The sequence below is a fragment of the Paraburkholderia saeva genome, from assembly GCF_907164555.1.
GTDB lineage: Bacteria > Pseudomonadota > Gammaproteobacteria > Burkholderiales > Burkholderiaceae > Paraburkholderia > Paraburkholderia saeva.
In genome coordinates this window covers 19,126-44,645 of sequence record NZ_CAJQZC010000003.1, presented here as the reverse complement: position 1 = coordinate 44,645, position 25,520 = coordinate 19,126, and the positions used below count along the sequence as shown (strand labels likewise).

At 63.4% G+C, this 25,520-nt stretch carries 22 protein-coding genes, 3 pseudogenes and 1 riboswitch; of the genes and pseudogenes, 7 read left to right on the top strand and 18 right to left on the bottom strand.

The window, feature by feature from the left end:
* Positions 1-43 precede the first annotated feature (43 nt).
* From LPA36_RS08390 to LPA36_RS08380, 3 genes are read right to left on the bottom strand one after another with little or no spacing between them, the layout of a single operon-like run.
* Positions 44-1,087, bottom strand: coding sequence for an ABC transporter permease (locus LPA36_RS08390; RefSeq protein ID WP_228875697.1), 1,044 nt, complete (start codon positions 1,085-1,087; stop codon positions 44-46).
* Positions 1,077-2,603: a sugar ABC transporter ATP-binding protein gene (locus LPA36_RS08385; protein ID WP_228875696.1), complete on the bottom strand. Its 1,527-nt coding sequence runs from the start codon at positions 2,601-2,603 to the stop codon at positions 1,077-1,079. The genes LPA36_RS08390 and LPA36_RS08385 overlap by 11 nt, the downstream gene beginning before the upstream one ends.
* Complete coding sequence (locus tag LPA36_RS08380) at positions 2,600-3,652, bottom strand: sugar ABC transporter substrate-binding protein (RefSeq protein ID WP_228875695.1); 1,053 nt, start codon at positions 3,650-3,652, stop codon at positions 2,600-2,602. The genes LPA36_RS08385 and LPA36_RS08380 overlap by 4 nt, the downstream gene beginning before the upstream one ends.
* 250 nt (positions 3,653-3,902) lie before the next feature.
* On the opposite strand from LPA36_RS08380, the gene LPA36_RS08375 reads away from it, so the two are divergent.
* Both LPA36_RS08375 and LPA36_RS08370 read left to right on the top strand, forming a co-directional pair.
* A complete protein-coding gene (locus LPA36_RS08375; protein WP_228875694.1) occupies positions 3,903-4,694 on the top strand; it encodes an IclR family transcriptional regulator in 792 nt (263 codons plus the stop codon).
* Positions 4,695-4,812: 118 nt separating this feature from the next.
* Positions 4,813-5,355 (top strand): hypothetical protein, encoded by a 543-nt coding sequence (locus LPA36_RS08370; protein WP_228875693.1) that lies wholly within the window; start codon positions 4,813-4,815, stop codon positions 5,353-5,355.
* Positions 5,356-5,536: 181 nt separating this feature from the next.
* On the opposite strand, the pseudogene LPA36_RS08365 reads toward LPA36_RS08370, so the two are convergent.
* The 3 genes and pseudogenes from LPA36_RS08365 to LPA36_RS08355 form a co-directional block, all read right to left on the bottom strand.
* Positions 5,537-5,809: pseudogene (locus LPA36_RS08365) on the bottom strand (type II toxin-antitoxin system RelE/ParE family toxin); the annotation flags it as partial.
* Between the two features lie 7 nt (positions 5,810-5,816).
* Positions 5,817-6,086: a ribbon-helix-helix domain-containing protein gene (locus LPA36_RS08360; RefSeq protein WP_228875692.1), complete on the bottom strand. Its 270-nt coding sequence runs from the start codon at positions 6,084-6,086 to the stop codon at positions 5,817-5,819.
* A 168-nt stretch (positions 6,087-6,254) separates the two neighbouring features.
* Entirely contained in the window at positions 6,255-8,654 is a 2,400-nt protein-coding gene (locus LPA36_RS08355; RefSeq protein ID WP_228875691.1) for a GNAT family N-acetyltransferase, read from the bottom strand.
* 183 nt (positions 8,655-8,837) lie between these two features.
* Positions 8,838-9,025, top strand: a riboswitch (yybP-ykoY riboswitch).
* Positions 9,026-9,120: 95 nt separating this feature from the next.
* On the opposite strand from LPA36_RS08355, the gene LPA36_RS08350 reads away from it, so the two are divergent.
* Positions 9,121-10,131 (top strand): sodium:calcium antiporter, encoded by a 1,011-nt coding sequence (locus LPA36_RS08350; RefSeq protein WP_228875690.1) that lies wholly within the window; start codon positions 9,121-9,123, stop codon positions 10,129-10,131.
* Positions 10,132-10,307: 176 nt separating this feature from the next.
* Here LPA36_RS08350 and LPA36_RS08345 read toward each other — a convergent pair whose 3' ends face one another.
* The gene (locus LPA36_RS08345; protein ID WP_228875689.1) at positions 10,308-11,501 is read right to left on the bottom strand and encodes a phytanoyl-CoA dioxygenase family protein; all 1,194 of its coding nucleotides are present in this window, start codon (positions 11,499-11,501) and stop codon (positions 10,308-10,310) included.
* A 98-nt stretch (positions 11,502-11,599) separates the two neighbouring features.
* On the opposite strand from LPA36_RS08345, the gene LPA36_RS08340 reads away from it, so the two are divergent.
* Positions 11,600-12,655: a LacI family DNA-binding transcriptional regulator gene (locus LPA36_RS08340; protein ID WP_228875688.1), complete on the top strand. Its 1,056-nt coding sequence runs from the start codon at positions 11,600-11,602 to the stop codon at positions 12,653-12,655.
* A gap of 329 nt (positions 12,656-12,984) precedes the next feature.
* Here LPA36_RS08340 and LPA36_RS08335 read toward each other — a convergent pair whose 3' ends face one another.
* The 6 genes and pseudogenes from LPA36_RS08335 to LPA36_RS08310 all read right to left on the bottom strand — a co-directional run bounded on the left by LPA36_RS08335 (position 12,985) and on the right by LPA36_RS08310 (position 18,491).
* Entirely contained in the window at positions 12,985-14,586 is a 1,602-nt protein-coding gene (locus tag LPA36_RS08335; protein ID WP_228875687.1) for a peptide chain release factor 3, read from the bottom strand.
* Positions 14,587-14,808: 222 nt separating this feature from the next.
* Positions 14,809-15,198, bottom strand: a pseudogene (locus tag LPA36_RS08330) (MFS transporter); the annotation flags it as partial.
* Positions 15,199-15,410: 212 nt separating this feature from the next.
* A pseudogene (locus LPA36_RS29505) lies at positions 15,411-15,815 on the bottom strand (aldo/keto reductase); the annotation flags it as partial.
* 654 nt (positions 15,816-16,469) lie between these two features.
* Positions 16,470-16,775 (bottom strand): H-NS histone family protein, encoded by a 306-nt coding sequence (locus tag LPA36_RS08320; RefSeq protein ID WP_228875685.1) that lies wholly within the window; start codon positions 16,773-16,775, stop codon positions 16,470-16,472.
* 122 nt (positions 16,776-16,897) lie between these two features.
* Entirely contained in the window at positions 16,898-18,097 is a 1,200-nt protein-coding gene (locus LPA36_RS08315; RefSeq protein WP_228875684.1) for a serine hydrolase domain-containing protein, read from the bottom strand.
* 187 nt (positions 18,098-18,284) lie between these two features.
* A complete protein-coding gene (locus LPA36_RS08310; protein ID WP_228875683.1) occupies positions 18,285-18,491 on the bottom strand; it encodes a hypothetical protein in 207 nt (68 codons plus the stop codon).
* Here LPA36_RS08310 and LPA36_RS08305 point away from each other — a divergent pair.
* On the top strand, positions 18,456-20,030 hold the full coding sequence (locus tag LPA36_RS08305) for a helix-turn-helix transcriptional regulator (protein ID WP_228875682.1): 1,575 nt from the start codon (positions 18,456-18,458) through the stop codon (positions 20,028-20,030). The genes LPA36_RS08310 and LPA36_RS08305 overlap by 36 nt on opposite strands.
* Before the next feature lie 36 nt (positions 20,031-20,066).
* On the opposite strand, the gene LPA36_RS08300 is transcribed toward LPA36_RS08305, so the two are convergent.
* The 3 genes from LPA36_RS08300 to LPA36_RS08290 all read right to left on the bottom strand — a co-directional run bounded on the left by LPA36_RS08300 (position 20,067) and on the right by LPA36_RS08290 (position 22,458).
* Positions 20,067-20,360, bottom strand: a complete 294-nt coding sequence (locus tag LPA36_RS08300) for a hypothetical protein (protein WP_228875681.1) — start codon at positions 20,358-20,360, stop codon at positions 20,067-20,069.
* Positions 20,361-20,426: 66 nt separating this feature from the next.
* Positions 20,427-20,984, bottom strand: coding sequence for a BON domain-containing protein (locus tag LPA36_RS08295; RefSeq protein WP_228875680.1), 558 nt, complete (start codon positions 20,982-20,984; stop codon positions 20,427-20,429).
* A 1-nt stretch (position 20,985) separates the two neighbouring features.
* On the bottom strand, positions 20,986-22,458 hold the full coding sequence (locus LPA36_RS08290; protein WP_324250915.1) for a sigma-54 interaction domain-containing protein: 1,473 nt from the start codon (positions 22,456-22,458) through the stop codon (positions 20,986-20,988).
* Positions 22,459-22,791: 333 nt separating this feature from the next.
* On the opposite strand from LPA36_RS08290, the gene LPA36_RS08285 reads away from it, so the two are divergent.
* Positions 22,792-24,192, top strand: a complete 1,401-nt coding sequence (locus tag LPA36_RS08285) for a GntP family permease (RefSeq protein ID WP_228875679.1) — start codon at positions 22,792-22,794, stop codon at positions 24,190-24,192.
* A 105-nt stretch (positions 24,193-24,297) separates the two neighbouring features.
* On the opposite strand, the gene LPA36_RS08280 is transcribed toward LPA36_RS08285, so the two are convergent.
* A complete protein-coding gene (locus LPA36_RS08280) occupies positions 24,298-24,558 on the bottom strand; it encodes a DUF6723 family protein (RefSeq protein ID WP_228875678.1) in 261 nt (86 codons plus the stop codon).
* Positions 24,559-24,664: 106 nt separating this feature from the next.
* On the bottom strand, positions 24,665-24,937 hold the full coding sequence (locus LPA36_RS08275; RefSeq protein WP_228875677.1) for a hypothetical protein: 273 nt from the start codon (positions 24,935-24,937) through the stop codon (positions 24,665-24,667).
* Positions 24,938-25,158: 221 nt separating this feature from the next.
* Here LPA36_RS08275 and LPA36_RS08270 point away from each other — a divergent pair, with 221 nt between their 5' ends.
* Positions 25,159-25,362 carry a cold-shock protein gene (locus LPA36_RS08270; RefSeq protein ID WP_090535384.1) on the top strand — a complete coding sequence of 68 codons (204 nt, stop codon included), beginning with the start codon at positions 25,159-25,161 and terminating at the stop codon, positions 25,360-25,362.
* Positions 25,363-25,520: the final 158 nt, after the last annotated feature.

Sequence of the window (25,520 nt, the reverse complement as noted above, 5' to 3'; positions counted from 1 at the left end):
TGCCCTGGCGTGTTCCCGCCAGCGCTTCTTCCAGCGTTGCAGATCAGTTCTGGCCTTCGCCGCCCGCGAGCCGCGCCACCATCAGCGAGCCGAGGATGATCGCGCCATAAATCGCCTGGATCCAGAACGACGGCACCTGTGCAAGCGTCAGCAGGTTCTGCACGACGCCGAGCAGCAGCACGCCGGACAGCGCGCCGAGCATCGTGCCCTTGCCGCCATCGAGCGAAATGCCGCCGATCACCGCCGCCGCGAACACCGTGAAGATCATGCCGTTGCCCTGGTTCGCATTGATCGCGCCCACGTAGCCCGTGACAATCAGGCCGCCAATCGAGGCCAGAATGCTGCCAAGCACGAAGACGCCCCATGTAATCCGCTCGACGCGAATGCCAGCCGCACGCGCCGCTTCCGGATTGCCGCCGATCGCGTACAGCGCGCGGCCGATGCGGTGATAGCGCAACATAAAGGCAGCCGTCGCGAACGCGGCAGCCGCGAGCCACACCGACACCGGCAAACCGAGCACGATGGTCGTAGCGAGCGTGAAGAACGACGGCGGCATGTCGAACAGCGTGCCGCCCTTCGTCGCGCCGACGAGCATGCCGCGCAGCACGATCAGCATCGCCAGCGTGACGATGAACGCGTTCAGGCGCAGACGCACGACGAGGAAGCCGTTGATGAAACCGATCAGCGCGCCAACCAGCACGATTGCAAGCAGGCCCATCGCAGTCGGCCATTCCAGGCCGAAGCCCGCGGACGCCGCCGGCATGACGAGCATCGCCCCGACCGCGGGCGCAATACCCACCGTCGATTCGAGCGAGAGATCGAACTTGCCGGTCAGCACGATCAGCGATTCGGCGAGCACGACGAGCGCGAGCGCCGCCGATGCGCCGAGCACGCTGATCAGGTTCGCCTTCGTCAGAAAGCTAGGGCTGACGAACGCGCCAATCACGAGCAGCAGCGCGATCGCCGGCAACAGCGCGAGGTCGCGAAAGCGCGCGAGTTCGAGACGCGGTCGGCGGCGCTGCACGGCACTCGCGCCGGCCAGTGCCTGGCCCGTCGCGAGCGCGGGAGTGGGCGCACTATTCTTCATGGAGACTGACTCCTTCAACTGAGGCAATTAGGTCGTGGTCCTGCCAGCCCGCCGGAAATTCGGCGACGATGCGGCCACGGAACATGACCAGCACGCGGTCACAGGTGCGCAGGTCGTCGAGTTCGCCGGAAGCGACGAGCACGGCCTTGCCGTCCTCGCGCACACGGTCCACGACGGACAACAGCGCTTCCTTCGATTTCACGTCGACGCCCGCCGTGGGGTCGATCAACACGAGCACATCCGGATCGGTGGCAAGCGCACGCGCCATCACCACTTTCTGCTGGTTGCCGCCCGAGAGGCCGGACACGACGTGCTCCGGTCCCTGGGAGACGATGCCGAGCGCGTCGATCATCTTCTGGCCGAACGCGTTTTTCTTCGCGGGCGGCGCGATGCCGAACCTGCCCAGCAAGCGCGTGATCGTCATCGATGCGTTTTCCGCGATCGACTGCGAGAGCACGAGGCCTTCGTGATGGCGATCCTTCGGCACGCAGCCAATGCCCGCTGCGAGTGCCGCCGGCACGTCGCCTGAAGGCAGCGCGTTGCCGTCCACGCGGATTTCGCCGCTTTTCACGCTGCGCAGACCGGCAATCGCTTCGGCGACGCTCGTGCGTCCGCTGCTCGTCGCGCCTGTAAGGCCGACGACTTCGCCACGCTTCACGGCGAACGACACGTCGTCGTAATCGACGCCCGCCAGGTTCGCGACTTCGAGCGCGATCTTCGTGTCGGGGGGCAATGCTTCGCGCGTTGCGGCATCGGCGACGTTCAGGCCGCCGCGCTCGCCCGTCATCGCTTCGATCAACTGCTCGCGTGGCAAGGCGGACACCGGCGCGCTGACGATATGCCGCGCGTCGCGCAGCACTGTCACCGCCTGGCAGATCTCGTACACCTCCTGCAGATGGTGCGAGATGAAGAGGAACGTCACGCCTTCGCGCTGCAGTTCCTGAATGCGTTTGAAGAGACGCTTGATTTCGTCGCCGTCGAGCTGCGCTGTGGGTTCATCGAGAATGATGAACCGCGCGCCATACGACAGTGCCCGCGCGATTTCGACGAGCTGGCGTGCTTCGACGGACAGGTCGCCAGCACGGGCGTCCTCGCGAACGTCGATCTTCCAGTGGTCCAGCAACGTACGCGCGTCGCGCCGCATCGCCGGCCAGTCGATCACGCCGCGCCGTGCCGGCTGGCGGTTGATGAACAGATTCTCCGCGACACTCAGATCGCGGATGATCGTCGAATGCTGATAGACGCACGCGACGCGTTCGCGCCACGCGTCGCGATCCGCGATCGGCGGCGCAGCGACGCCGCCGAAACGCACCTCGCCGGTATCCGGCTTGCGCAGGCCGCTGAGCATCGACACCAGCGTCGATTTCCCGGCCCCGTTACGCCCGACGAGTGCATGCGACTCGCCGGGCATCACGCGGATGCTCACGTCTTTCAGCGCGGCCGTCGAGCCGAAACGCTTCGTCACATCGAGCGCTTCAACCACGGCGGACACAGCGGAGGACGTCATTTCACTCATTTGACGGTGTTGCCCCAGAGGTTCTTGTCGTCGACATTCGCCTTCGTCACGAGCGGCGCGGGCAACTGGTCTTCGAGTCTTCCCGGCGCCAGCTCGACGATGGTGCTGCCATGATCCGTCGGGCCCGGCTTGAACGTCTGTCCGGCGAGCGCAGCCTTGATGTAGTACAGGCCGTATTTCGCGTAGAGGTCGGCGGGTTGCGAAATCGTCGCATCGATATCGCCGCGGCGGATCGCGTCGAATTCCTGCGGAATGCCGTCATTGCTGACGATCACGACGTGCTTCGCATCGCCCGCCGGATACAGCATCTGCTTGCGGCGCAGCGTCTGCAGCGTCGGCGACAGATACACGCCGCCTGCCTGCATGTAGATGCCCTTCACGTCGGGGTTCGCGGTCAGCAGGCTGTCGAGCCCGGTCGCCGCGACGTCGCCCTTCCAGCCCGCCGGGATTTCCAGCACCGTCAGCGCCGGGAACTTCTTCATGCAGGTGCGGAACGCGTCCGAGCGGTCACGTCCGTTCACCGAGCCGAGATCGCCCATGATCTGCACGACCTTGCCCGCTTTCACGTGCTCGCCGATGTACATACAGGCCTTCTCGCCGTACGCGTGGTTGTCGGCGCGCACGACCATCGCGACCTTGCCCTGCGTCGGTGCGACGTCGACGGCCACGACCGGCACGTTCTTCGCCGAAGCGGCGTCGAGCGCGCGGCTGATCGCCGCCGAATCCAGCGGACCGACGACGATGCCCTTCGAACCGAGGTTCAACAGGTTGTTCATGTCGGTGATCTGCTGCACCGGGTCGCCGTTCGAGTTCACGGGCGCGAGGATGTCGATGCCCATGTCCTTCGCGTATTTCGGCAGGTAGTTGTTGTACGACTGCCAGAACGGCGAGGTGAGGAGCGGCAGGCCGAGGCCGACCTTGCCGGCGTCAGCGGCCTGCGCGGTCGTGCCGAGGGCGACGCCCGCGACGCATGCGGCGCCAAGGCCGAGCGATAACGTCTTGCGAATGAAACGGCGGGCCACCTGCGGCCGCGTTGCGAACTTCGACATGCTTGTCTCCGGGATCTGCGTTGTTGAACCGCCGGAATCCGATGTGGGTGTCCGGCACGTTGCCATGCGCTTTCTTATAAATTGGCGAATTCTTATTCACCAATGAACGTATTATTCATATACGGACTTTTTTAAGTCAAGCGAAGTGTGCGGAACCGACCGTCCGTGTTTTCCCTGGCGGTGAGTCGCGCCCAACGATCTACACTCACGCGCCAGGCAGCCGATGAATTGCACAAGGACCTGAATCACGATGGCAACCGATCTGGAAGACAAGGACGACGCCGACCGATACCGCGCGCCTGCGCTCGACAAGGGTCTCGATATCCTCGAACTGCTTGCCGAGCAGAAGGACGGCCTGACACGCGCCGAGATCACGAAGCTGCTGGGGCGCAATGCGAGCGAGATGTACCGGATGCTGGAGCGTCTCGTCGCGCGGCAGTACGTGGTGCGCTCGACGGGCGGCGACCGTTATTCGTTGAGCCTGAAGCTGTACGCGCTCGGACACCGCCATCCGCCGATGAACCGGCTGATCTCCGAAGCCCTGCCGCTCATGCAGCGCTTTGCCGATCGCGCCGAGCAATCGTGTCATCTGGCCGTGTACGACCGTGGCAATCTGCTTGTAATCGCGCAGGTCGACGGTCCGGGCACGTGGGGCATTTCGGTGCGGCTGGGTTCGCGCGTCGGCCTGATCGACACCGGGTCGGGACGCGTGATGCTCGCGTTCCAGACGCCCGAGCAACGCGCGCACATGCTCGCTGAACATACGAAGGTGAAGGGCGAAGTTACGGTCGATCGCGACGCGCTGGAAGGCGTATGCGACGAGACGCGCAAGATGGGCTTCTCGCAAAAGGACAGCCAGCAGACGTTCGGCGTCACCGATTTGACGTTCCCCGTGCTCGGGCCGTCCGGTCAGGCGATTGCGGCGATGACGTGTCCGTATCTGCGCCGTATCGACGAATATGTCGCGCCGACGCTCGAAGCGGCGACGGTCATGCTGCGCGAGACAGTCGAAGCGCTTTCGATGTTTCGCGAGCGTGCCTGAAGGCGAAAGAAGGGGCAGACGGTGACGGACTTGTGCGATGCACGGGACGCGTTAGAATAGCGGCCCTTTCCGAAACCGCCGCACGATTGTGTGTCGTGCGCGCCCTCTTGTAGACGTCATGGCTAAACTTCTGAACGACCACGAATTCCAGCGTTTTTCCGAGCTTCAGCAGAAGCAGGCCAGCTTCACGATCACGAACGAAGAAGCCGACGAACTGCGCGATATCGTCGCGCGCGCGCAGAAAAAACGCGACGACCGCGCGGCGGCGATGCAGGCGATCGAAGCGCACATCCAGCAGTTCGACATCACGCCCGACGAGCTGTTCTCATCCGACCAGATCGCCGATGCCGCGCGCACGTTCGGCCTGATTCCGGCTGCGAAGAAGGAACGCGTACTGCCGCCTTCGTTCACGTTCAACGGCAAGCCGTATCAATGGACGCGCGCGCTGCCCGAAGAAATCCGCGTGCCGCTGTTCGAAGCGTTCACAGGCGGCCAGTCGGTGAAGCGCTTCATTGCCACGCCGAAGGACGCCGTGCGGTGCGCCGCGACAATCGCGCGTCTGGAAAAGGAAACCGGTACTGTGTACGCGGAAGCGTGGCTTGAAGAGCTGGCCGTCTCGCGCGCGCAGGTCGAGGAGCAAGCGACGAAGCTGGCGGCGTAACCTGTCGCAGGAGCGGGCCCGGCTGCTGCGGAAAGGCGCACTGCGATGCGCCTTGTACGCGGATGCCGTCCGGCTGCCCGCCGCCGTTGGGCGCGGTCAATGCCGTATCGGCGTTCTGTGGCCAGACGATGCTCATCGTCACACCCGGGTCGGAATCCAGCGACCCCTCGTAGTTCTGCCCGCCGTAGAACACCCCTTCGACGAATACCTGTCTCTCACGAACCGCGAACGCAATGACCGTTCGCCGGCGGTAGTTCGTAATCCGCAGGCCCGGCCGGATGTCATCCCGACGTGTGCCCCGACGCGGAAAGGTCCGCAAACTCCAGCAATAAGCCACGATGCCATCGACGTAGCGCGCCGCCAGTGCCGGCGAAGCCACCCCAGCAATATATCGTTCGAGATCCTCGAGTTGTACGGGCGCTTCAGGGGCAAACTTGACCGGCGGTGTCGTCATACGTTTTCTAGGTTCCTTTCTTTCGTTTCGCTGCAAGCGCCGAACGCACTTCGTCCACGCCAAGCGCACGCGAAGGATCGGCTACCAGGGCGTCATGGGCCGGCGCGACCTGCTCACGCAACCAGGACTCCATGGCGCGGTCGCGGGCAACCAGCACGCGCAAGCCATCCCGGATCACCTCGCTTTCCGTGGCGTATTCGCCAGAGGCAACTTTTGAGCGCACCAGGTCAGCCATTTCGTTCGGCAAGGTGATGCTGAATTGTTGGGTGGAACGCATGACGATTCCTCGCGTCGATTGAGTAGGATTTAATCCTACTCCAACCTGTGCAGCGATGCCGGTTCATTATTGATGTTGTCACGATCGATACCCTCTGTATAACTAATTAATCTGAAGCATAAAGTAAAACTACGCTTCAACAAATAGACCGTTCGGCATATTTCTCTTTCACGCCCGACTGTCGCCCACCTCCTCATCGAGCGCCATCCTGAACCCCACCACACCCGGGTCCTCAGTCCTCGTCACGGTAAAACCGCAGGCCTGTGCAAGCCGGATCATCGGTGTGTTCTCGCGCAGCGCTTCGCCAACAAGCCAGTGCGTGCCGCGCGTGCGCGCATACGCAATGATGCGCTCCATCAACAGGCGACCCAGCTTGCGTCCCTTCTGGTCGGAGCGCAGCGCCACCGCAAATTCGGCCGTTTCGTTATCCGGATCCGCTATCGCGCGCACGACGCCCAGCGTATGCATCGAACCGTGCTCGTCGGTAATCGTCGCGATCAATGCCATCTCGCGGTCGTAGTCGATCTGCGTCATCCGCGCGAGCTGCGAATGGTCGAAGCTGCGTACCGCGCCGAAAAAGCGCAGACGCAGATCATCGGCGGTCATCCCCTTCACCATTTCGCTGTGCGCGGCTTCGTCTTCGGGACGGATCGGCCGGATTGTGACGCGCAGGCCGTGCCAGTCAAGCGTCTCCTCGAAGCGTCGCGGATAAGGCACGATCGCAAGGCGGCTGCGTTTGCGCGCGAGCCGCACACACGGCCCGACGATGACGGTACGCGTCTGGAACACGCGCATCGTCAAAGAAAGCCCGACGATCTCTCGCACGTCGCACACGGCCTGCGAAATCCCGGTCAATGCGACGAGCGACGGTTCAGCCGGCACAAGATGCGCATACGGCGAACGCCCGACGATGTCGCGCGCGAGGACCGGATTGAGCGGCGGCAGGCCGTATGAGCGCATCGGCGGCGACACGCCATCGGCCGATGGCGCCGTGAAGCGAAACACGGGGCCGAAGTTCTCGTCGTCATGCAGTTCAACCGCGATGTCGACAATGACCCGTTCGGCCGATTCCTTCGGCTCGACTGTGAGTCCAAAATGGCCGAGGAGACGCGCAGCATCGTCGCCGGTGAGCTTCGCTGTTGTTGTGTCGACGACCTGCCCTGCTTCGGCCGCCGTCAGTGCGGCGCAGGCCTGAGCCTGCGCGGCATCGATCGATTCGGGCAACCGTGCGGACAACCCTTCCGGCGTCTGCATCAGCAGTTCACGGCCAAGCCGGTAGTCGACAAGGCGCGCGAAGGCGCTCGCGAGCCGCTGCGGCGTGGTGTGCACCGGAATGCCGTGCGCGTGTAACGCATCGCGCGTCGCGGTATCGACGCCGCCGAAAAAACACGCCAGCAGCCCGCGATACGCAAACTTCTGCTGCGCGCACAGCACTTTTGCAACCTGCGCGGCGGGCGCGCTGTGGGTCGATGCGTGAACCACGAACGCTGTGCCCGTCGCACGTCGTGTCGCCAGCAGTTCGAGCGCGGTGCCGAAGTGTTCCGGGCGCGCGTTGTCGCCGAGCAGCAACGGGTTGCCTGGCGTCGCGTTCGGCAGCGCGTTCACGACGGCTTCGGTAGCGTCGTCGGGCCAGCGGGCGAGCGTGTCGCCTGACGCAGCGAACGCGTCTGAGGCGAGCGCGGCGACGCCGCGGTCACTCGTGATCAGCGTCGCCGTATCGCTCGCGGCGACACGGCCCACGCCGAGCGTTTCGATTTCGTCGAGCAGATCGTCGAGCGTATCGACGCGCACCATCCCCGCGCGACGGAACGCGGCGGTGTAGAGCGCATCGACGGGATCGGAGCGACCTGGGCGCAAGGCGAGCACCGGCTTGTTACGCGCCGCGGCGCGCGCCGCCGACATGAACTTGCGTGCCGCGCGCACCGTGTCGAGTTCGAGCAGGATGGCACGCGTACCCGGGTCGCTCGCGAGGTAGTCGAGCACGTCGCCTGCGTCGACGTCCGCTTCGTCGCCAAGCGCCACGGCATGCGAAAAGCCGAGCCCGCGCGCATGCGCCCAGCCGAGCACGGCATTCGTCAGCGCATTCGACTGCGACACCCACGCCACGCCGCCCGCCTTCACGGTGCACGACGGCGCGCCGAGATGCGCGCCGAGCGCGGGCGTCACGACACCGAGACTGGCGGGCCCGACAATGCGTAGCAAATGCGGCTTAGCCGCGGCGAGCGCGTGACGCACCGCGGTCCGGTCTTCATCACAACGCGCCTCGCCGACGATGATCGCCGCACGCGTGCCCATGCCGCCGAGACGATGCACGATCGCGGCCCACGTCGCCGGCGGTGTGCAGATCAAAGCCACGCTGGCTGGTTCGGCCAGATCGCCGACGTCGGCCATCACGCGATGTCCGTCGAGTTCGTCATATTTCGGATTGACCGGCCACAACGCGCCGCCGAAGCCACCATGAAGTACACGCGACCACACCATTTCACCGATGCTGCCCGCGCGCTTCGAGGCGCCGATGACGGCAACGGATTGCGGCCGGAACAACGCGTCGAGATTGCGAACGGTCACAGGCACTCCGCGAAAAGGTGAGCCCGGATCGACCCGGGCGAGGAGGGGCGCGCAGGCGCTACGGGCCCGCGTATCCTTCAACAGGATAGGCGAAGTTGATGCGCATGGTTCGCGCGAATCCGGCCGCGGTGTAAGAACCGCGGGCCGGCCAGGCTTGTTGAAAGCGCCATGTGCCGTTAGAATCGCCCGGTCATTGGGGAGTAGCCTTCCTCCTTCCCCGGAGGAGAATGCGTCAACATATCTGGCCCGGCGGTTTCAACTGTCCTGAGCCATGGCGCATTCGACCGCACAGGTCTGGCGAGACCATTGACGTGCTGCTTCGTCCCGGGTCGGACGGGAAGCGGTGCGTCATGGTTCGTGTACGTCCGGCCCCGGAGACTCCTGTGAAGCGTCACCTTTTCATTTTCATTCCCGCCATATTCCCCTTGAGCGCAACATCCCGCGCGTGTCGTGCGGAGGGATGTGCGTGACCTCACTCCTCGTCGAACTCGCCATCATGCTGGTCGTCATTCTGGTGGCGGCTGAACTCTTCACGAACGCGCTCGAACACCTCGGCGAACGGCTGAAAATTTCCGAAGGCGTGACCGGCTCGCTGTTCGCGGCGGTCGGCACCGCATTGCCGGAGACGATCGTGCCGCTACTCGCCATCGCCAGCAGCACGGGGCCCGGCGGCGTCAACCAGGAGATCGGCGTCGGCGCGATTCTCGGCGCGCCGCTGATGCTCTCCACGCTGTCGACGTTTCTGATGACGCTTGCCGTGCTGCGCACACGCGGTGTCGACGGGCGCGTCATGCCCGAGCGTACCGGCTTCACCCGCGACCTCAATTACTTCCTGTTCGCGTTCTTTCTCGCTGCTGTCGCGATGTACGTGCCGCACGAGCGCACGTCCGTGCGCGCGCTCTTCAGCGTCGCGCTGGTCGGCGTGTATGTGACGTATGTGGTGATGACGTTCCGTGCATCGAGCAATCTCGTCGCGGAAGGACACGGCACCGAGGCGCCGGGCCGCATGCTGCTTGCACGCATCGGCCTGCCGACCACGATGCTCACGATCGGCTTGCAGCTGCTGCTTGCGGTCGCGCTGCTGGTCTGGGGCGCGGAGGGTTTCATTCATGGCGTGCGCGGCGTCTCCGAAGGGCTCGGCGTTTCGCCGCTGCTGCTCTCGCTGCTGATCATTCCGATTGCGACCGAACTGCCGGAGAAGGTCAACAGCATTCTGTGGATCCGCCGTGGCAAGGACACGCTCGCGTTCGGCAACATCACGGGCGCGATGGTGTTTCAGGGCACCTTGCTGCCCGCCATCGGCATCCTGCTGACACCCTGGGAGCCGCGTATCGAAGTGGTGACCGGCGTTGTCATCACGCTGGTCGCCGCGGCATGGATGCGCGTCAACGCACGCGCGCCCGGTCTCGCGATCTGGGCGCTGCTCGTCAATGGGTTGCTCTATCTCGGCTACCTCGTTATTACGTTGACGCGATAGCCGTCGGAAAGCGCAATTCGTCGCGCTGCGTCAGAAAAGTCGTCGTCTGCCGCGGGATTCCGGCTGGACTGGCGATCGTCAATGGCCGTGCCCTTTCGCCATCGTGCGGATGCCTTCTTCAGCGATCAACGCCATCACAGGATTTCCGTCCCTGGCAAAGAGGCCCTCAGGCGTCTCTACGGCTCGCGTCTCCCGGTCTGCCTGCGTAGCTCGCCCACGAACCTTTCCGTGCTCCACCGCTCTGTCAGGGCGCGCCGGAACAGTCCCTGCTGGCTTTCCGGCGCGAGGCCACCCTGTGGCGGGTCCCTGTCCAGGTTCGTCGGAAATGGATAGCCCTCCGCACATGACGCTATTACCGCGTCGACTTCCTCAAGGGGAATGCTGTCGTCGCGCACCCGGTCCAGCAGCACCGGATAAAGCACCTCGCACATCTTCGTGCGATTTACCGACTCCATCGCGCGGCCGTAAGCCGAAGAAATCTGCAGGAGGTTGGCCATACGCTGAACAGAAGTCGTGCGGTTCGAACCGGCGGCATGGAAGAGCGCGGGATTGAAGAACAACGCATCGCCTTTTTCGAGCGGAAGCTGAACGTAGTGCGTTTCAAAGTAGTCGCGGAAGTCCTGGCGGCGCCACGCGAGGTATCCCTCGGCATAGCGCTGCGAGAAGGGCAGCAGCCTGGTCGGCCCACTTTCCACTGGCATGTCGCTGTGCGCAATGGCCCCTTGCAACGTCAGGAAGGAAGACATCGCGTGAACGTGTGCGGGGTAGCGCCCGGCCTCCGCTGCCGTTTGAAATCCCAGGTGGTAATCGCGGTGCGCCTGTTGTGCCTGCCCGCCGGGACGCACAACATTGACCTGCGACGTCACCTGGAAGTGAGGACCCAGCCACGCGTCAGCTATCGCACGCAGAGCCGGGCTCCCGAAATAGCGGGCGAACACCGATGGGGCGCGCAGGCAAAGCTTCTCCTGAGCGTTCCAGATACGGTCGTTCGCTCCCGCTCTGGCGAAATGGTCTGCAGCGGCGCCACCGGCTTCCCGCTCCTCCCGGATGACCGAATCAAAAACGGTGGTCGCTTCATCGACGGGCGCCGTGTCGGCAAAAATGCGCTTCAGTACCAGGACGCCAGCACCCGCGCTCAAGACCTTCGCCCATTCGGCCTTCAGGTCCGCGCACTGCATTGCGTGACCCAGGACGCCAACGAGCGCCTGGCAGTCGTACATCGGAATGTGGTCGACTGTCCGGGCAGCGAATTTCAGGCTCCTGCCATCTGGGCGGGGCTGAAGCGCAGCGACGAAGTCCTGGAGCGAACAGTCCTGCTCCCGGTACCAGTGGCGCAACGGGATATCCCGGCGCGGTTCAGTGGGGTTCACGGTCTCTCCTCCTGTTCTTGTGACAACAATAGCCCTCAAGCAGACGGCCGGGTTACCATAAACACATCAAAAACACCTCAAACCAGGACCTGCTCGACATGGCTCGTCGTTTCCTCATGAAGGAAATCGCCCTTCAGGCGGGTCTCGGGCTGGCGACTGTCGACCGGATATTGAACGGGCGGGAGCACGTCCGTGAGCACACTCGCCAGCGCGTGCAGCATGCGATAAAGGAACTGGAGAAACAGCAATTCCAGCTTGCGACGAGCGGGCGCAAGCTCGTTGTGGATGTGGTTGTCGAAGCGCCGCGCCGGTTTTCCGACGAGATACGCGAAGCACTGGAGTCGGAACTTCCGGGCCTGAAGCCGGCGGTGTTTCGGCCCCGGTTTCTGATGCAGGACACCATGACCACGGCGGAAGTCGTGGACGCACTGAAGGCGATCGGCCGACGGGGCAGCCACGGCGTATTTCTCAAGGCCCGGGATGTACCCGAGGTTGTCGACGCCGTCGCGGATTTGCGGCAACGTGATATCCCTGTCATCACCATCTTTACGGACATTCCGCAATCGATACGCATTGCGTACGCTGGTCTCGACAATCGGGTGGCAGGCGCGACGGCTGCCTACCTCATTGGCCAATGGCTCCCTCGCCGTGAAGGGGATGTACTCGTCACGATGAGTAGCGAACGTTTTTGGGGCGAGGAGGAGCGCGAAAGCAGCTTTCGGAATGAGTTGCAGCAACGCTTTCCGAAGTTAAGACTGGTTGATGCCAGCGGCGGTCACGGCCTCGACGCCCAGACTGAAGAGCGGGTAAAGCAGGCCGTCGGTTCAGACCGGAAAATCGTGGCTGTGTATTCGATGGGCGGGGGAAATGTAGCGATACTGCGCGCGCTCAAGTCGATAGGCCAGACGCCCAGGTGTTTCATCGGGCACGACCTGGATCGCGACAATGTTGAATTGCTGCATGAGGGGAAACTCAGTGCGGTGTTGCATCACGACCTGCGGCAGGACATGCGAACCGCATGCCACCACGTCATGCACTTTCACAAGTTGCTGCCGGCGTCGGCGGTTGGTCCGTCATCGTCGGTGGTCGTGGTCACTCCGGCAAACATTCCACAATCTGTCGAGCACCGATTCGACAGTCTGTCTGCTACCTGAGCCGCTTGATGCGTCGGCCCATCTCGATTCTCCGGACACAGTTCGTACCCTTGCACCAGTCACGTATCGATCCCCGCACGACGTTGCAGCCTTCCGCCTGTCCTGACTTTTTGGATTACTGCTGGCCTTCGGCGATTCACGAACCCTCTTCGCGGCAAAGAGCGGCAGGTCATCCGTGAGGCGAGCGTCGGGTTGGCGGTTCTCGTCCAGACCACTATGCCGATATCGACCAGCCTGATGCCGAGGGGGAATAGCATCGCCACCCCCTCGGCCCCAGCCGGGCGGAATCTTCGCAAGAAGGCTCTATTCGAAAGCCACCCAACCGCCCGTTACATCGCCTTCTTGAACGGGGCGCCGGAATGCTCGCGTAGTTCGTTGAAGACGATCTTCGGCCACGCCTTCTGTGCGACCTCGATCTCGGAGATGTGCGAGGCCAGATATGTCGGCGCATTCGATGCGTCGAGCGCGATCCGCGCGGCGTACGAATCCGTGAAGCGACGCAGTTCCGCCGGATCGTCGCACGTGACCCAGCGCGACATGCGGTAGCGCGCGGGCGCCATCCGCACATCGACCTTGTACTCGGTCGACAGACGGTGCGACACCACTTCGAACTGCAGCTGGCCGACCGCGCCGAGAATCGTCAGGCCGCCCAGGTCCGGACGGAACACCTGAATCGCGCCTTCCTCGCCGAGTTGCTTGAGCGCTTCGCCGAGCTGCTTCGCGCGCATCGGGTCGACCACTTCGACAGTCTGGAAAATTTCCGGCGCGAAGAACGGCAGGCCGACGAACTGCAGCATCTCGCCTTCGGTCAGCGTGTCGCCAAGTGACAGTGTGCCGTGATTCGGAATGCCGATGATGTCGCCCGCGTACGCTTCGCTCACCGTCTCGCGGCGCTGCGACAGGAACGTCACCACGTTACTCGCGCGGAACGTCTTGCCCGAGCGTGTCACCTTCAGCGCCATGCCGCGCTCAAAGTGCCCCGAGCACACGCGGATAAATGCCACCCGGTCGCGGTGCGCCGGGTCCATGTTCGCCTGCACCTTGAACACGACGCCCGTGAACTTCGGCTCGTCCGGCATCACCGGACGTTGCACGGCCATGCGCATCGAAGGCGGCGGCGCGAGGTCGACGAGCGCGTCGAGAATTTCCTTCACGCCGAAGTTGTTGATCGCCGAGCCGAACAGCACCGGCGACTGCTCACCCGCCAGAAACGCCTCGCGATCGAATTCCGGCGACGCGCCGGTGATCAGCTCGATTTCGTCCTTCGCACGCGTCCACGCCTGACCGAAGCGCTTTTCGCCTTCTTCGTCGGAGAGGTTGTGCAGCGTTTCCACCGCGCCGCCGGCCGTGTCCTGGCCGGCGCGGAACACGCGCACCTGGTCGCGCTGGATGTCGTAGACGCCCTGGAAATCCTTGCCCATGCCGATCGGCCACGTGAACGGCACCGCCGCCACGCCAAGATGCTGCTCGATTTCGTCGAGCAGCTCGAGCGGCTCGCGCACTTCGCGGTCGAGCTTGTTGATGAACGTGACGATCGGCGTCTTGCGGCTGCGGCACACTTCGAGCAGCTTCAGCGTCTGCGCTTCGACACCGTTCGCGCCGTCGATCACCATCACGGCGGCGTCGACCGCGGTCAGCACGCGATACGTGTCTTCAGAGAAGTCTTCGTGGCCGGGCGTATCGAGCAGATTGATGACGGCTTCGCCGTACTCGAACTGCATCACCGAACTCGCGACCGAAATGCCGCGCTGCTTTTCGATCTCCATCCAGTCCGACGTGGCGTAGCGATTGCTCTTGCGACCCTTCACGGTGCCCGCAATCTGGATCGCGCCCGAAAACAGCAGCAGCTTTTCGGTAAGCGTGGTCTTGCCCGCGTCGGGGTGGGAAATGACCGCGAAGGTACGGCGGCGTTTGAGTTCGGAGACTGACATCGGTGCTGGGAATCACGGTAGGGGTTCGAGCGCGCGTCACGGCGTGCGGCCGGCGCGGGCTGGTGCGCCGGCAGCGCCAGACGCGACGGCGAAGGTGGGGGAATTTGCCCGAAAAACGGGAAATCCCGGCACAGAACAGCGCCGGGACGAATGATACACGTCATGGGCGCCCGCGTCGGGAAACGGGACGCCCGGACGGGGCGCCCGAACGGCGGGCCCGGTTCAGCGGGGCGGCCGCCGCACGGGCTGTCGAACGGCGGGTCGGCTCCGGCTGGCTTCGTTCAGCGTCAGATGTTTTGTTTCCGGAGCCCAGGCGATCGAAACGAGCATGCCAACCAGCAGCACGGCCGCGAGCACCATCATGGGAGCGTGAAGGCCGAGTACCGCGATGCCGAGCGGCAGCAGGAACGTGCCAATCGCCGAGCCCAGCCGGCTGCACGCGATGGCCAGGCCGACACCGCACGCGCGCACTTCCGTCGGAAACACGCCCACCAGGTTCGAAAACGCCGACATCGTCAACGTGAACACGGCGAAGGCGACGATCATCGCCACCGTTGTCGAATTGAGCAGCACGCTCAGCGCAACCAGCGAAAGGCACGTCACCGCGAACGAGGCATGCTCGACACGCCCGTATGCCCGAGCACCCACGCCTGCGCGATCTGCGCGGCACTCACGCCGCGCTGCACCGCGACGCGCGCCACCGATGCCGCAATTTCACGCGAGGCTGCATTGCCATATATCTGCGCGGTGAAGAAGTCGGTCTGGTTGCGGGTCGAAACCGGATCGCATGTAAGGAGGCCACGCGCAAACGGGCTGAACACCGACACGCCGATATAGCGCGCCTTGCCTGCCCGCACGATGTCGTCGAGCGCGCGCATCGTTTCCTCGACGGGCGTGTTCACGTCGAAGTCATGCAGCATGTAGACGTCGACGTAATCCATACCGAGACGCGTCAGCGATCCGTCGATGGCATCCATGATGTGCTTGCGCGAATGGCCACCCGCGTCCTGGTATGCGCCCATGTCGTAGCCGACCGTGGTCGTCACGCCAGGGCGGGCGATCACGACGAACGGCGCGTGGCCGCTGAAAGGCGTGGCGAGTGCAGTCGCGAACGCCTGGCCCGCCGGGCCACTGCGCGGTCCGACCCGCACGTTGATGTGCGCGAGGTTCACGCCCGGGCCTTCGAATCCTTCACCGATATAGAGTTGCTTTTCCATTGATGCGCTCATGGTCTCTCCCGTCGGAAGTGGGGTTAGTCGATGGCTGATTGTGCTGCGCGCCGTGCGACACCATGAATCGATGATTTTTGATCCGGGGTATGAGACGGACTCATTTCCGGGTTTCCACCGAGGGTCCGCGAACGTGGCTACACACGCATCGCGCACGTGTCGCTGCGGATCAGGTTTTCGGTAAGGTGAGGATTTTCGGGACCTGTGCGGCCGCGACGCTTGCGGCGCGTTTTCGGGTGAAGCAGGTAGGCCCTGTATTCAGCCAGCGATAGCGGGTTCGCGTGCGTACAACCTGCTCCGGTAACATCGTCGATGTATTGATTCCCCACGCAATGCGAGCATGATCATGCCGGGCTGAAAGCCTTCTACTGAAAGGCTTTGCGCGAGGTCGAGAACATCGTGCGCACCGCGTTTTCGTTTCGCGAAACCATCATGCTGGTCACGCGTTGCATGACCGCGATACCGCACGGCGATACATGAAGTGTGCTGGTCGGTACATCGCGCTATTCGCTCCCGCAGAGCCAGACCGATCGCCAAAGGTGAGCGTTTTCGGGACCCACGCAAGCGGTGCAAAAGCGGACGCACTACAACTCACCACGCGTATGCACGAAGCGCACGAAGCAGGCCTCGACCCACATCGCACCGTGTGGCCCGTCAGCTCTCTATGAGGAAGCGCTCGCGATTTTTCCCGACGATCCATCCTGGCGAGCGTCCGCGTCCGCTCCATGTCTCGCCGGTTTTGGGATTGCGATAGCGCGGGGGCAATGCCGGCTTGCGGCCTTTCGTTTTGGTGTTTTTCGTGCCCGGCGCGGCGAAGCCGAGTTCTTCAGCCGTAATATCGAACTCCTCGATCAACAGCTTGATGTCCGCAACGACCTGCGCCACTTCCTTCTCGCGCGCGACCGCCACTTCCTTGTGGAGCTTCTCGAGTTGCGCAGTCAACTGCCTGTAGGTGGCCATGAGGAACAGTCTCCAGTCGGTGTCGGTGACGACGACGGCACGACTCTACCAGTCCGAAAAGATGCTGGCCACGGCGCCATCGCGCCGGCATGCCGCGCGACCTGCATTGCATGCTGCGTGAATCAGTCGTCGATGGCGTCGTACAGGCGGCGCTCGAATTCGACCGACATCGGAAACGGCTCGATACCACGCCGCTGGATCAGCATCATCGCGATCATGTCTTCGACGGGGTCGGCAAGCCAGCTGGTGCCATAGGCGCCGGGCCAGCTGAACGATCCCGCCGAGCGATAGCCGAGCGGCAACTGCTGCGCCGGATCGTCGACGACGGCGAGCCCCAGCCCGAAGCCCTGTCCGGCCCAGACGATATGACCAAACGACGGCAACCGGCGCTGGTCACGGCTCAGGAAGTTCGATCGCATCAGGTCGACGGAACGATGCGAGAGCAATCGCGTGTCGTCCACGCGACCGCGCCCAAGCAGCAGGCGGGCGAACTGGAGATAGTCTTCCGCGGTCGACACGAGCCCTCCGCCACCGCTGTGGAAGCGCTCCGGGTTGGCCCAGCGGCTGCCTTCCGGATGATCCTCGACAACACGCCGCTTCGTCGCCGGATCGATCGCGTAGGCCGTGGCAAGACGCGAAAGCTGCGCTTCGGGCACCCAGAACGCGGTATCACGCATGCCAAGCGGCTCGAAAATGCGCGTACGGAAGAAGTCGCCGAGCGACAGGCCCGTGATGCGATAGATCAGCACGCCGAGTACATCGGTGGCAATGCCGTAGTGCCAGCGCGAGCCGGGCTGGAACATCAACGGCAGCGCCGCGATGCGCTTGAGCCAGCCATCCGGCCCCGCCGACGACTCGAACCCGTTGAATGCGCCCTGGTAGGCTTCGGCGAGCGGCCCGAGCGCGGTGAAGTGATAGGCAAAGCCGGCGCGGTGCGTCAGCAGGTCGAGAATCGTGATCGGTACGCGGGCTTCGACGGTGTCGTCAAGCGGCCCGGCGGGGTCGCGCAGCACCCGCAGGTTCTCCAGTTCCGGCAACCACCGGGCGACCGGCGCATCGAGCGTCAACCGGTCTTCTTCCGCGAGCATCATGATCGCCGCGCTCGTCACGGGCTTCGTCATCGATGCGATGCGAAACAGCGTGTTGCGGGCCATCGGTTGCCGGGAAACGTCGTCGAGCGCACCGAGCGCATCCATCTGCGCGATCTCTCCGCGCCGCCAGATCAGCGTCACGACACCGGCCACCTCGCCCCGGTCGACATAGCCCTGCATGGCCGCGGTCAACTTCGCCAGCCGCGCGGCCGAGAATCCTGCGTGGATCATGAGTTGTCCTGGTTGCACGGGTGAAGCGGCACTTGCATGGTGCGGTCGCGATGCGCGATGCGCGTTGCGCACCGCGCTGGCCCATGCACTGACCCGGAGTAGCCTGGTCCCGTACGCGCCGCCGGAGGATTGTCACATGGAATAAAGCAGGGGCGCGGCGAGTGAGTCCGCCTCGCGCACGGATCGGTCATTTGACCTGCATGCGCGCTTCCAGCGCACGCAATGCTTCGTTAAGGCGCTTGACGCGGCTCGCCTGCGAAGGCACAAGCGCGGCGCCCAGCACACGATCGATCCGGTCACGCCAGTACGACAGCGGAATCCGGTCCTGAGCAGAAAGGCGCGAGATAACGTGCTCCAGATGCTCAATATCTTTTTCGAGTTGATGGTGATTCATTGTTTTCCCCGGAATTGCTGTTTCTGGTGCCGCTTTCTCCGCATGAATTGTGCCGCGGCCACGCGTTGTTGCCGAAAAAGAAAAATCCTGCTTCCCGACGCTTCTGTCAGGCGCCGTCTGGAAAATGCAGGCAAAACACATGTTATGACAATACTGCGGGACATCGATGAACACTATAAGACAGGCATCTTCCATTCATCCGTTAGCCGCCGCACGGAAAGGCACCGCCGCATGCGCGAAATTGGCACAAGGGAGCCAGTATTAACGATGGCTAATTGGGCTGTATATTCCTCGTTTGCGGAAAAAGCCCGAAATGTGCGGCAGGTTGAATATTCCATCATCCGCCTGGAGCCGCGACGACACGGGGGCGCAGTGGAATTGGGCGAAACACCGTATGACCGGCTGGTACATCAGATATATGACACCGTCAGCGATCCGGAAACATGGCACCTGCTTTACGCGGAGCTTGCCGAACTGATTGGCGCGAAAACCATTCATCTCGTGGGTTTCGATAAAAAACACAACGCGCTTTCATTTAGCGATGGTTTCAATCTGCTCCCCGGCCGTGAACTCGGCTACATCCGCCGTTATCATCGTATTGATCCACGGCTTTCGACTTTGTGGTCTCGACCGGTACTCAAATGGTTACACTGTCACGAACATTTTGACGAAGAATTTGTTCGGAATGACCCGTTTTTTCAGGAATTCCTTTTACCGGGCGGACGACGTTATGCGTCATGCGTAAAACTCGTCGACGATGAAACGGTTGCCGTTTTTTTCACGTGCCTGAGAAGTCTCGAACAGGGCCCGTTCTCTCCCGACGCGGTGACGATACTCGAACGTCTGACGCCACATCTCGCGCGCGCCGCCAGATTCCAGGTTCAGCGCTTCGTGTTTTCGACGGATGCGCTGGTGGGGCACGCGCTCGTCAACCGCTGGCGACAGCCTGTCATTCTCGCTAGCACGGAAGGCGACGTGCTGCGACTCAACGGCGCGGCCGAGCGGCTCCTGCAGACCACGATGATGGTGCGCACGAACAATCGCAAGGTGACGCTACCCGCGCCGTTCCAGCAGCGCTTCCTGGAAGACTGCGCGGCGACCGAAGCGCATCTGCGCATCGCGAGTGCGGCTGTACACGCGGATGCCGCACGCTATCGCGTGATGCGCATCCAGGATGACACGAGCCCGTTTCCGCAGGACACGCTCTACGCGTTCTATAACCTGATCGCACCCGGCGAGGTGTCGGCGGTGTTCGGGCTTCGGGCCATCGTGATGCTGATCTTCTATCACCCGCCTTCCGCGCCGCCCGTCGACGAAGACCTGCTCGCCGCAGCGTTCGACCTGACGCCCGCCGAGTGCCGCGTCGCGCATTTTCTGGCGGAAGGGATGTCGCCGAAGGAAATCGCCACGCGCATCGGCGTCCAGCACGACACAGTGCGCAAGCAGTTGCAGTCGATCTATCAGAAGACCGCGACGAACCGTCAGCCCGATCTGATCCGGTTGCTGCTGCATTTACCTGGCAACGGCAGCAACCACTAGCGGGGCCAGCTCATTGCGAGGAGGTCGTGGCCGGATTCAGCCCGGCTTCCTGCACGCGAAGAGCAGGCTGCGCACGCCGTCGGCGGTTGTCTGGCGCACGACCTCGAACGGGCCGCCACACATGCCCCGCGCCTGCTGCTCGCAGCCATCGCCACCCGCCGCCGAACACTGGACCTGCGTCGTGGGCAGACCGTCCGGAGAGAACAGCGGCGGCGCGCTGCTACAGCCGGCCAAAGCGGCGAGCCCCATGCCCGCGCAGGCGGCCGCGGCGGCAGATAGCGTGCGTGTGGCGAAGCGCGATTGGGCGCGGAACGAACGATTGTGTTTCATGGAAAACCCCGGCTGGTTTTTTGTTCTGTGGATCCTGCGATTTTGCCACGCTGACATGGCGCTGCGTCAGTCGGGTGCGGCAAGCGTCTTGTAGGGCAGCGGGCCGCGCGGCGTCGCCGTCACGCGCATGAAGACCTGCTCGACGTCAGGAATCGCTTCGAGACGCTTCTGCAATGCGGCGGCATTGAACGATGCCGGCGCGCAGCCTTCCGCATAGACGAAGCGGCGTTGCACCGTGATCCAGATGCTCGTGCCGTCGAGCCCTTCCGGCTCTGCAAACCGCGTGCGGATTGCGTCGGCGATTTCCGGGTCGTACATGTAGGAATTGGGCTTCGTGCATTTGTGCGCCAGCCAGCACGTCGTGCCGCGCTCGACCCGATAGTGCGCGTCGTCTTCCATTTGCGCCTTCGTCATCAACGGGCCGAGCGGCACCGGGCAGTTTGGCACCGCGTGCGACAGCGCGAAAAACGGGTCGTTGTACCAGTTCTTGCGCTCGACCGCCGATGCGCCAGCGCCGGATGCGGCGGACACCGCCGACGCCGGGACCGTCTGCGCAAACGTGTCCAGCGCGTGGAACACGATACCCGTGGCGAGCAGGATCGCAGCGCAGCGTGCGTGATTCATGTCACGCCTCGATACCGTAGGCCGCGATCTTTTTGTAGAGCGTCGCCCGTCCCATACCGATACGCGTCGCGGTTTCCGTCACGCGGCCGCCGCTTGCACGCAGCGCGTCGCTCAGGAAGCGCCTTTCGAACGCGGCCATCGCGTCAGTCCAGGTTTCGTGTCCGGCATCCGCCACGATTGTGGAAGCGGAGCCCGTTGAACCCGCGACGTCGATGACGGCTTCGCGTGCCGCAACGGGCACGCGCGTCGGCCCGAGAAACGGCGCGAGCACGCGAGCGTCGATGCGTTCGCTGTCCGACATCATCACTGCACGCTCCAGCGTGTTGCGCAGTTCGCGCACATTCCCCGGCCACGCGTAAGCGCACAGGAGACGTAACGCGTCGTCCTGCAACTCGAAGTGCGCACCCGGCACGTTCAACGACAGATCCTCCAGTATTGCGTACGCCAGCGCTTCGATATCCGACGCGCGTTCACGCAGCGGCGGCGCGTGGATCGTCAGCACGTTGAGCCGGTAAAAGAGGTCCGCGCGAAAGCGTCCGGCCAGGACGAGCGCCGGCAGGTCCGCCGAGGTGGCCGCGATGATCCGCACGTCCGCGCGTACGATCCGGTTCGAGCCGAGCGGCTCGAACTCCTTGTCCTGCAGCACGCGCAGCAACTTGCCCTGCAACGGCAGTGGCATATCGCCGATCTCGTCGAGAAAGAGCGTGCCGCCATCGGCGAGTTCGAACTTGCCGACGCGCCCCTTTCGATCGGCGCCCGTATAGGCGCCCGCCGCCGCGCCGAAGAACTCGACTTCGAGCAGCGTATCCGGAATCGCGGCGACGTTGACCGTCACCAGCGGTTTGTTTGCCCGCGCAGAAGCGCCGTGGATCGCGTGCGCCAGCAGTTCCTTGCCGGTGCCCGTCTCGCCGAGCAGCAGCACGGGCGACTCGACCTGCGCCGCGCGCCGTGCCTGGCGTTTGACCTCGAGGCTCACGGCGTTCGTGCCGACGAAACTCGCGAACGTATATTTCGCGCGCCGCGCCTGCGCGAGCGACTGACGCGTCGCGATCAGTTCCTGCTGGACGCGCGAGTAATGTGAGAAGAGCGGCGTGAGCGCCTTGAGTTCGTCGAAGAGCGCAAAGCCGACGGCGCCGACCGTCACGCCCGCGTCGTCCTTCAACGGGAGACGGGTGACGACGAGCGGCTCACGGTCGGTTTCGAGGATATCGAGCAGGATCGGCTTGCCTGTTGCGACGACATCGCGCATCAGGCTGTTCGGAATCACCGCTTCGCAGTCGCGGCCGATGGCCTGCTGCGGATCGGAGAACCCGAAGCGCGCCGCGTAGCGTTTGTTGATCCACACGACGCGCGCATCGGCGTCGACGATGAACGTGCCTTCGCTGAAATTCTCAAACGTCCGGAAGAGCGATTCCATCGCCCTTCGCAATACATCGCTATAGTTCTCGGGCAGCCCTGCCCAGTCGTTCATCATGGTGTCGCTGTCTCCCATTATCGTTTTATGTGTGCCGCCGTCTCAAGACGTAGACAGCTTATCTCAACGTCGAGACCGCCAGCAAGGCCGTCCATCCTGAAATTGACGCGGTCAGAGCCTCCCGGGTGGTCGTTTCTAGTCTCGAAGTTGAGACTTTATGTACAATCCGTCGCACCGCGCGCCGGACAGCGTGCCGTTCACGCATCCGACACGCCGCCCTGCACGGTCTGGCGGCTGGTGGCACGAAAGCTGCATACGCGAGCGCCGGCTCCCTACGTCTGCGCTCAGGCCGTCGACGCGCGTGCGTACAACACACCAAGTTCTGGAGACTTAATGTCCTTTGTCATCGTCCTCGCCGCACTGGCGTTTCTGATGTTCGCCGCCTATCGGGGCTACAGCGTGATTCTCGTCGCGCCGATCGCCGCGCTCGGCGCCGTGCTGCTGACCGATCCCGCCGCCGTCGCACCGGTCTTTTCCGGCATCTTCATGGAAAAGATGGTCGGCTTCGTCAAGCTCTACTTCCCGGTGTTCCTGCTCGGCGCCGTGTTCGGCAAGGTGATCGAACTGTCGGGCTTTTCCGAATCGATCGTGGCCGCTGCGATCCGCTATATCGGCCGTTCACGCGCGAATGCGGTGATCGTTGCCGTGTGCGCGCTGCTCACCTACGGCGGCGTTTCACTGTTCGTGGTCGTGTTCGCGGTGTACCCGTTCGCGGCTGAGCTGTATCGCCAGAGCAACATCCCGAAACGTCTGATGCCGGGCGCCATCGCGCTGGGCGCCTTCTCGTTCACGATGGATTCGCTGCCGGGCACGCCGCAGATCCAGAACATCATCCCGACGACGTTCTTCAAGACCACCTCCTGGGCCGCGCCGTGGCTCGGCGTGATCGGCTCGGTGTTCATCATCGTGGTGGGCCTGACGTATCTGGAATGGCGTCGGCGCGCGGCAATGGCAACGGGCGAAGGCTACGGCACCGATCTCGTCAACGAGCCGGAACGCGTCGAATCGAAGGCGCTGCCGCATCCGCTGCTGGCCGTCGCGCCGCTGGTCCTCGTGGGCGTTGCGAACTTCGCACTGACGCGCATGATTCCCGAATGGTATGGCGCAAGCTACACCGTCGCGCCGGAAGTCCTGCCGGGCGTGCATGCGCCGGTGACGACGGCGGTGAAGGCCGTGGTGGCGATCTGGTCGGTGGAAGGCGCGCTGCTGCTGGGCATTCTGCTCGTCGTGCTGACCGCATTCGGCCGCGTGCGTGAGCGTTTCGCGACCGGCACCAAGGCTGCCGTGGGCGGCGCATTGCTGGCTTCGCTGAATACGGCATCGGAATATGGCTTTGGTGGCGTGATCGCCGCACTGCCGGGCTTCCTCGTCGTCAGCGATGCGCTCAAAAGCATTCCGAACCCGCTCGTCAACGCGGCGGTCTCGGTCAGTTCGCTGGCGGGGATTACCGGTTCGGCGTCCGGCGGCATGAGCATCGCGCTCGCCGCGATGTCGGATCTGTTCATCAAGGGTGCGGAAGCCGCGCATATCCCGATGGAAGTGCTGCACCGTGTGGTCGCCATGGCGAGCGGCGGTATGGACACGCTGCCGCACAACGGCGCTGTGATCACGCTGCTTGCGGTGACCGGCCTCACGCACCGTCAGTCGTATCGCGACATTTTTGCCGTTACCGTCATCAAGACGCTGGCCGTGTTCTTCGTGATCACGGTGTACTACACGACCGGGATCGTCTGATCCTGGCTGCCGGCCACGCCCGCGGACGTGCAATGCGCCGCCGGACTGGCCGGCAGCGCGCGCCGGGGTTGTGTTTGTTGCTGCGGGCCTGATAGGCCCGCACGCTTACAGCTCCGGATGCGCCAGGTCGCCCGCGACGATCTGCTCGCCCTGCACCTGCGCGGCCGCCAGCGCCTCGTTTTTTGTCGCGAAAGGGCCGAGTTCCGGCGCGCCGTCGAACGGAAACAGCACTTTCCCGTCGGTCTTTCGAACCACCCGCAAAACCCCATAGAACCGGAGATAGCCGGAGAGTTTCGTCGTCGCGAAGATGTCGAAATCGTCTTCCGACGTGGCGGGGACACTGGGGATGAATCTGAAGTTAGGCATGACGGGCTTCTGGGTTGCTGTGCCGGGGCTGCCGCGCAACGCGCCCGAAGCCCGCTGCCGCCCCGCCGGCGAAAGAGACTGGGACCCTGAAGCCCCTTTTACCGCGCTACTGCCAGGTTTCCCGCTGCCACGGACCCCATTCGGCGCCCGCAACCTTGAAACGCGTGTAAGTCGCGCTGTGACCGGTCGGATCTTCCGATGTGTCGCCTTCCGGTTTGACGTCGGTGGTGTGAAGCGCGAAGGCCTGATGATCGTCGGTATCGATTGTCACGCGACCAATGGGATCAGTTCCACCGCTTTGATTTGACTCAAGAATTACGAAATAAGGGGCGAGCCGACCCCAAAAGGCAGTCAATTCATCTTGCAAATAATGTGTCATGGAGTTCCTGGATGTGTGGCTCCAGTTTACCCTGGTCACCATTGATGACGATTTTTGACCGCTCGTTCGCCCAAATGGGTGCATAAATATCGCAAAAATTCGTTACCCCGTGTACTTGCTGATAGGCGGTTTTCATAAAGGCGTGGTACAACTCTATCTTCGCGGCTACCGATCCAGAAATACGGCGGTCGCGATGGAACACAACTTTTACTGGATTAAAAATGGCAACTGGTACCGTGAAGTGGTTCAACGATGCGAAGGGTTTCGGATTCATCACGCCGGATGACGGCGGCGAAGATCTGTTCGCACACTTTTCTGAAGTTCAAGGTAGCGGCTTCAAGTCGCTGCAAGAAAATCAGAAGGTTAGCTTCGAAGTGAAGCAAGGACCGAAGGGCAAGCAAGCCGCCAACATCCAGCCGCTGTAAGCAGCTGGACGGTCGGTTTTGCGACTACGAATGGCCCGCCCTCGCGGGCCATTCGTACTTTAACGGCAGCGAGACAGTCGCCGCCGCGTGGTGAATCGTGTGTGTTCCGCACGCTGTGCGTTTCATGCCGCTAACCCGCACGCATATTCAACGCGTTG

What these genes read in the sequence shown, in the direction of transcription:
- LPA36_RS08390 (WP_228875697.1), bottom strand. Translation starts at nt 1,087, where the DNA reads ATGAAGAATAGTGCGCCCACTCCCGCGCTCGCGACGGGCCAGGCACTG.
- LPA36_RS08385 (WP_228875696.1), bottom strand. Translation starts at nt 2,603, where the DNA reads ATGAGTGAAATGACGTCCTCCGCTGTGTCCGCCGTGGTTGAAGCGCTC.
- LPA36_RS08380 (WP_228875695.1), bottom strand. Translation starts at nt 3,652, where the DNA reads ATGTCGAAGTTCGCAACGCGGCCGCAGGTGGCCCGCCGTTTCATTCGC.
- LPA36_RS08375 (WP_228875694.1), top strand. Translation starts at nt 3,903, where the DNA reads ATGGCAACCGATCTGGAAGACAAGGACGACGCCGACCGATACCGCGCG.
- LPA36_RS08370 (WP_228875693.1), top strand. Translation starts at nt 4,813, where the DNA reads ATGGCTAAACTTCTGAACGACCACGAATTCCAGCGTTTTTCCGAGCTT.
- LPA36_RS08360 (WP_228875692.1), bottom strand. Translation starts at nt 6,086, where the DNA reads ATGCGTTCCACCCAACAATTCAGCATCACCTTGCCGAACGAAATGGCT.
- LPA36_RS08340 (WP_228875688.1), top strand. Translation starts at nt 11,600, where the DNA reads ATGGCTCGTCGTTTCCTCATGAAGGAAATCGCCCTTCAGGCGGGTCTC.
- LPA36_RS08335 (WP_228875687.1), bottom strand. Translation starts at nt 14,586, where the DNA reads ATGTCAGTCTCCGAACTCAAACGCCGCCGTACCTTCGCGGTCATTTCC.
- LPA36_RS08320 (WP_228875685.1), bottom strand. Translation starts at nt 16,775, where the DNA reads ATGGCCACCTACAGGCAGTTGACTGCGCAACTCGAGAAGCTCCACAAG.
- LPA36_RS08315 (WP_228875684.1), bottom strand. Translation starts at nt 18,097, where the DNA reads ATGATCCACGCAGGATTCTCGGCCGCGCGGCTGGCGAAGTTGACCGCG.
- LPA36_RS08305 (WP_228875682.1), top strand. Translation starts at nt 18,456, where the DNA reads ATGCTCAATATCTTTTTCGAGTTGATGGTGATTCATTGTTTTCCCCGG.
- LPA36_RS08310 (WP_228875683.1), bottom strand. Translation starts at nt 18,491, where the DNA reads ATGAATCACCATCAACTCGAAAAAGATATTGAGCATCTGGAGCACGTT.
- LPA36_RS08300 (WP_228875681.1), bottom strand. Translation starts at nt 20,360, where the DNA reads ATGAAACACAATCGTTCGTTCCGCGCCCAATCGCGCTTCGCCACACGC.
- LPA36_RS08295 (WP_228875680.1), bottom strand. Translation starts at nt 20,984, where the DNA reads ATGAATCACGCACGCTGCGCTGCGATCCTGCTCGCCACGGGTATCGTG.
- LPA36_RS08290 (WP_324250915.1), bottom strand. Translation starts at nt 22,458, where the DNA reads ATGATGAACGACTGGGCAGGGCTGCCCGAGAACTATAGCGATGTATTG.
- LPA36_RS08285 (WP_228875679.1), top strand. Translation starts at nt 22,792, where the DNA reads ATGTCCTTTGTCATCGTCCTCGCCGCACTGGCGTTTCTGATGTTCGCC.
- LPA36_RS08280 (WP_228875678.1), bottom strand. Translation starts at nt 24,558, where the DNA reads ATGCCTAACTTCAGATTCATCCCCAGTGTCCCCGCCACGTCGGAAGAC.
- LPA36_RS08275 (WP_228875677.1), bottom strand. Translation starts at nt 24,937, where the DNA reads ATGACACATTATTTGCAAGATGAATTGACTGCCTTTTGGGGTCGGCTC.
- LPA36_RS08270 (WP_090535384.1), top strand. Translation starts at nt 25,159, where the DNA reads ATGGCAACTGGTACCGTGAAGTGGTTCAACGATGCGAAGGGTTTCGGA.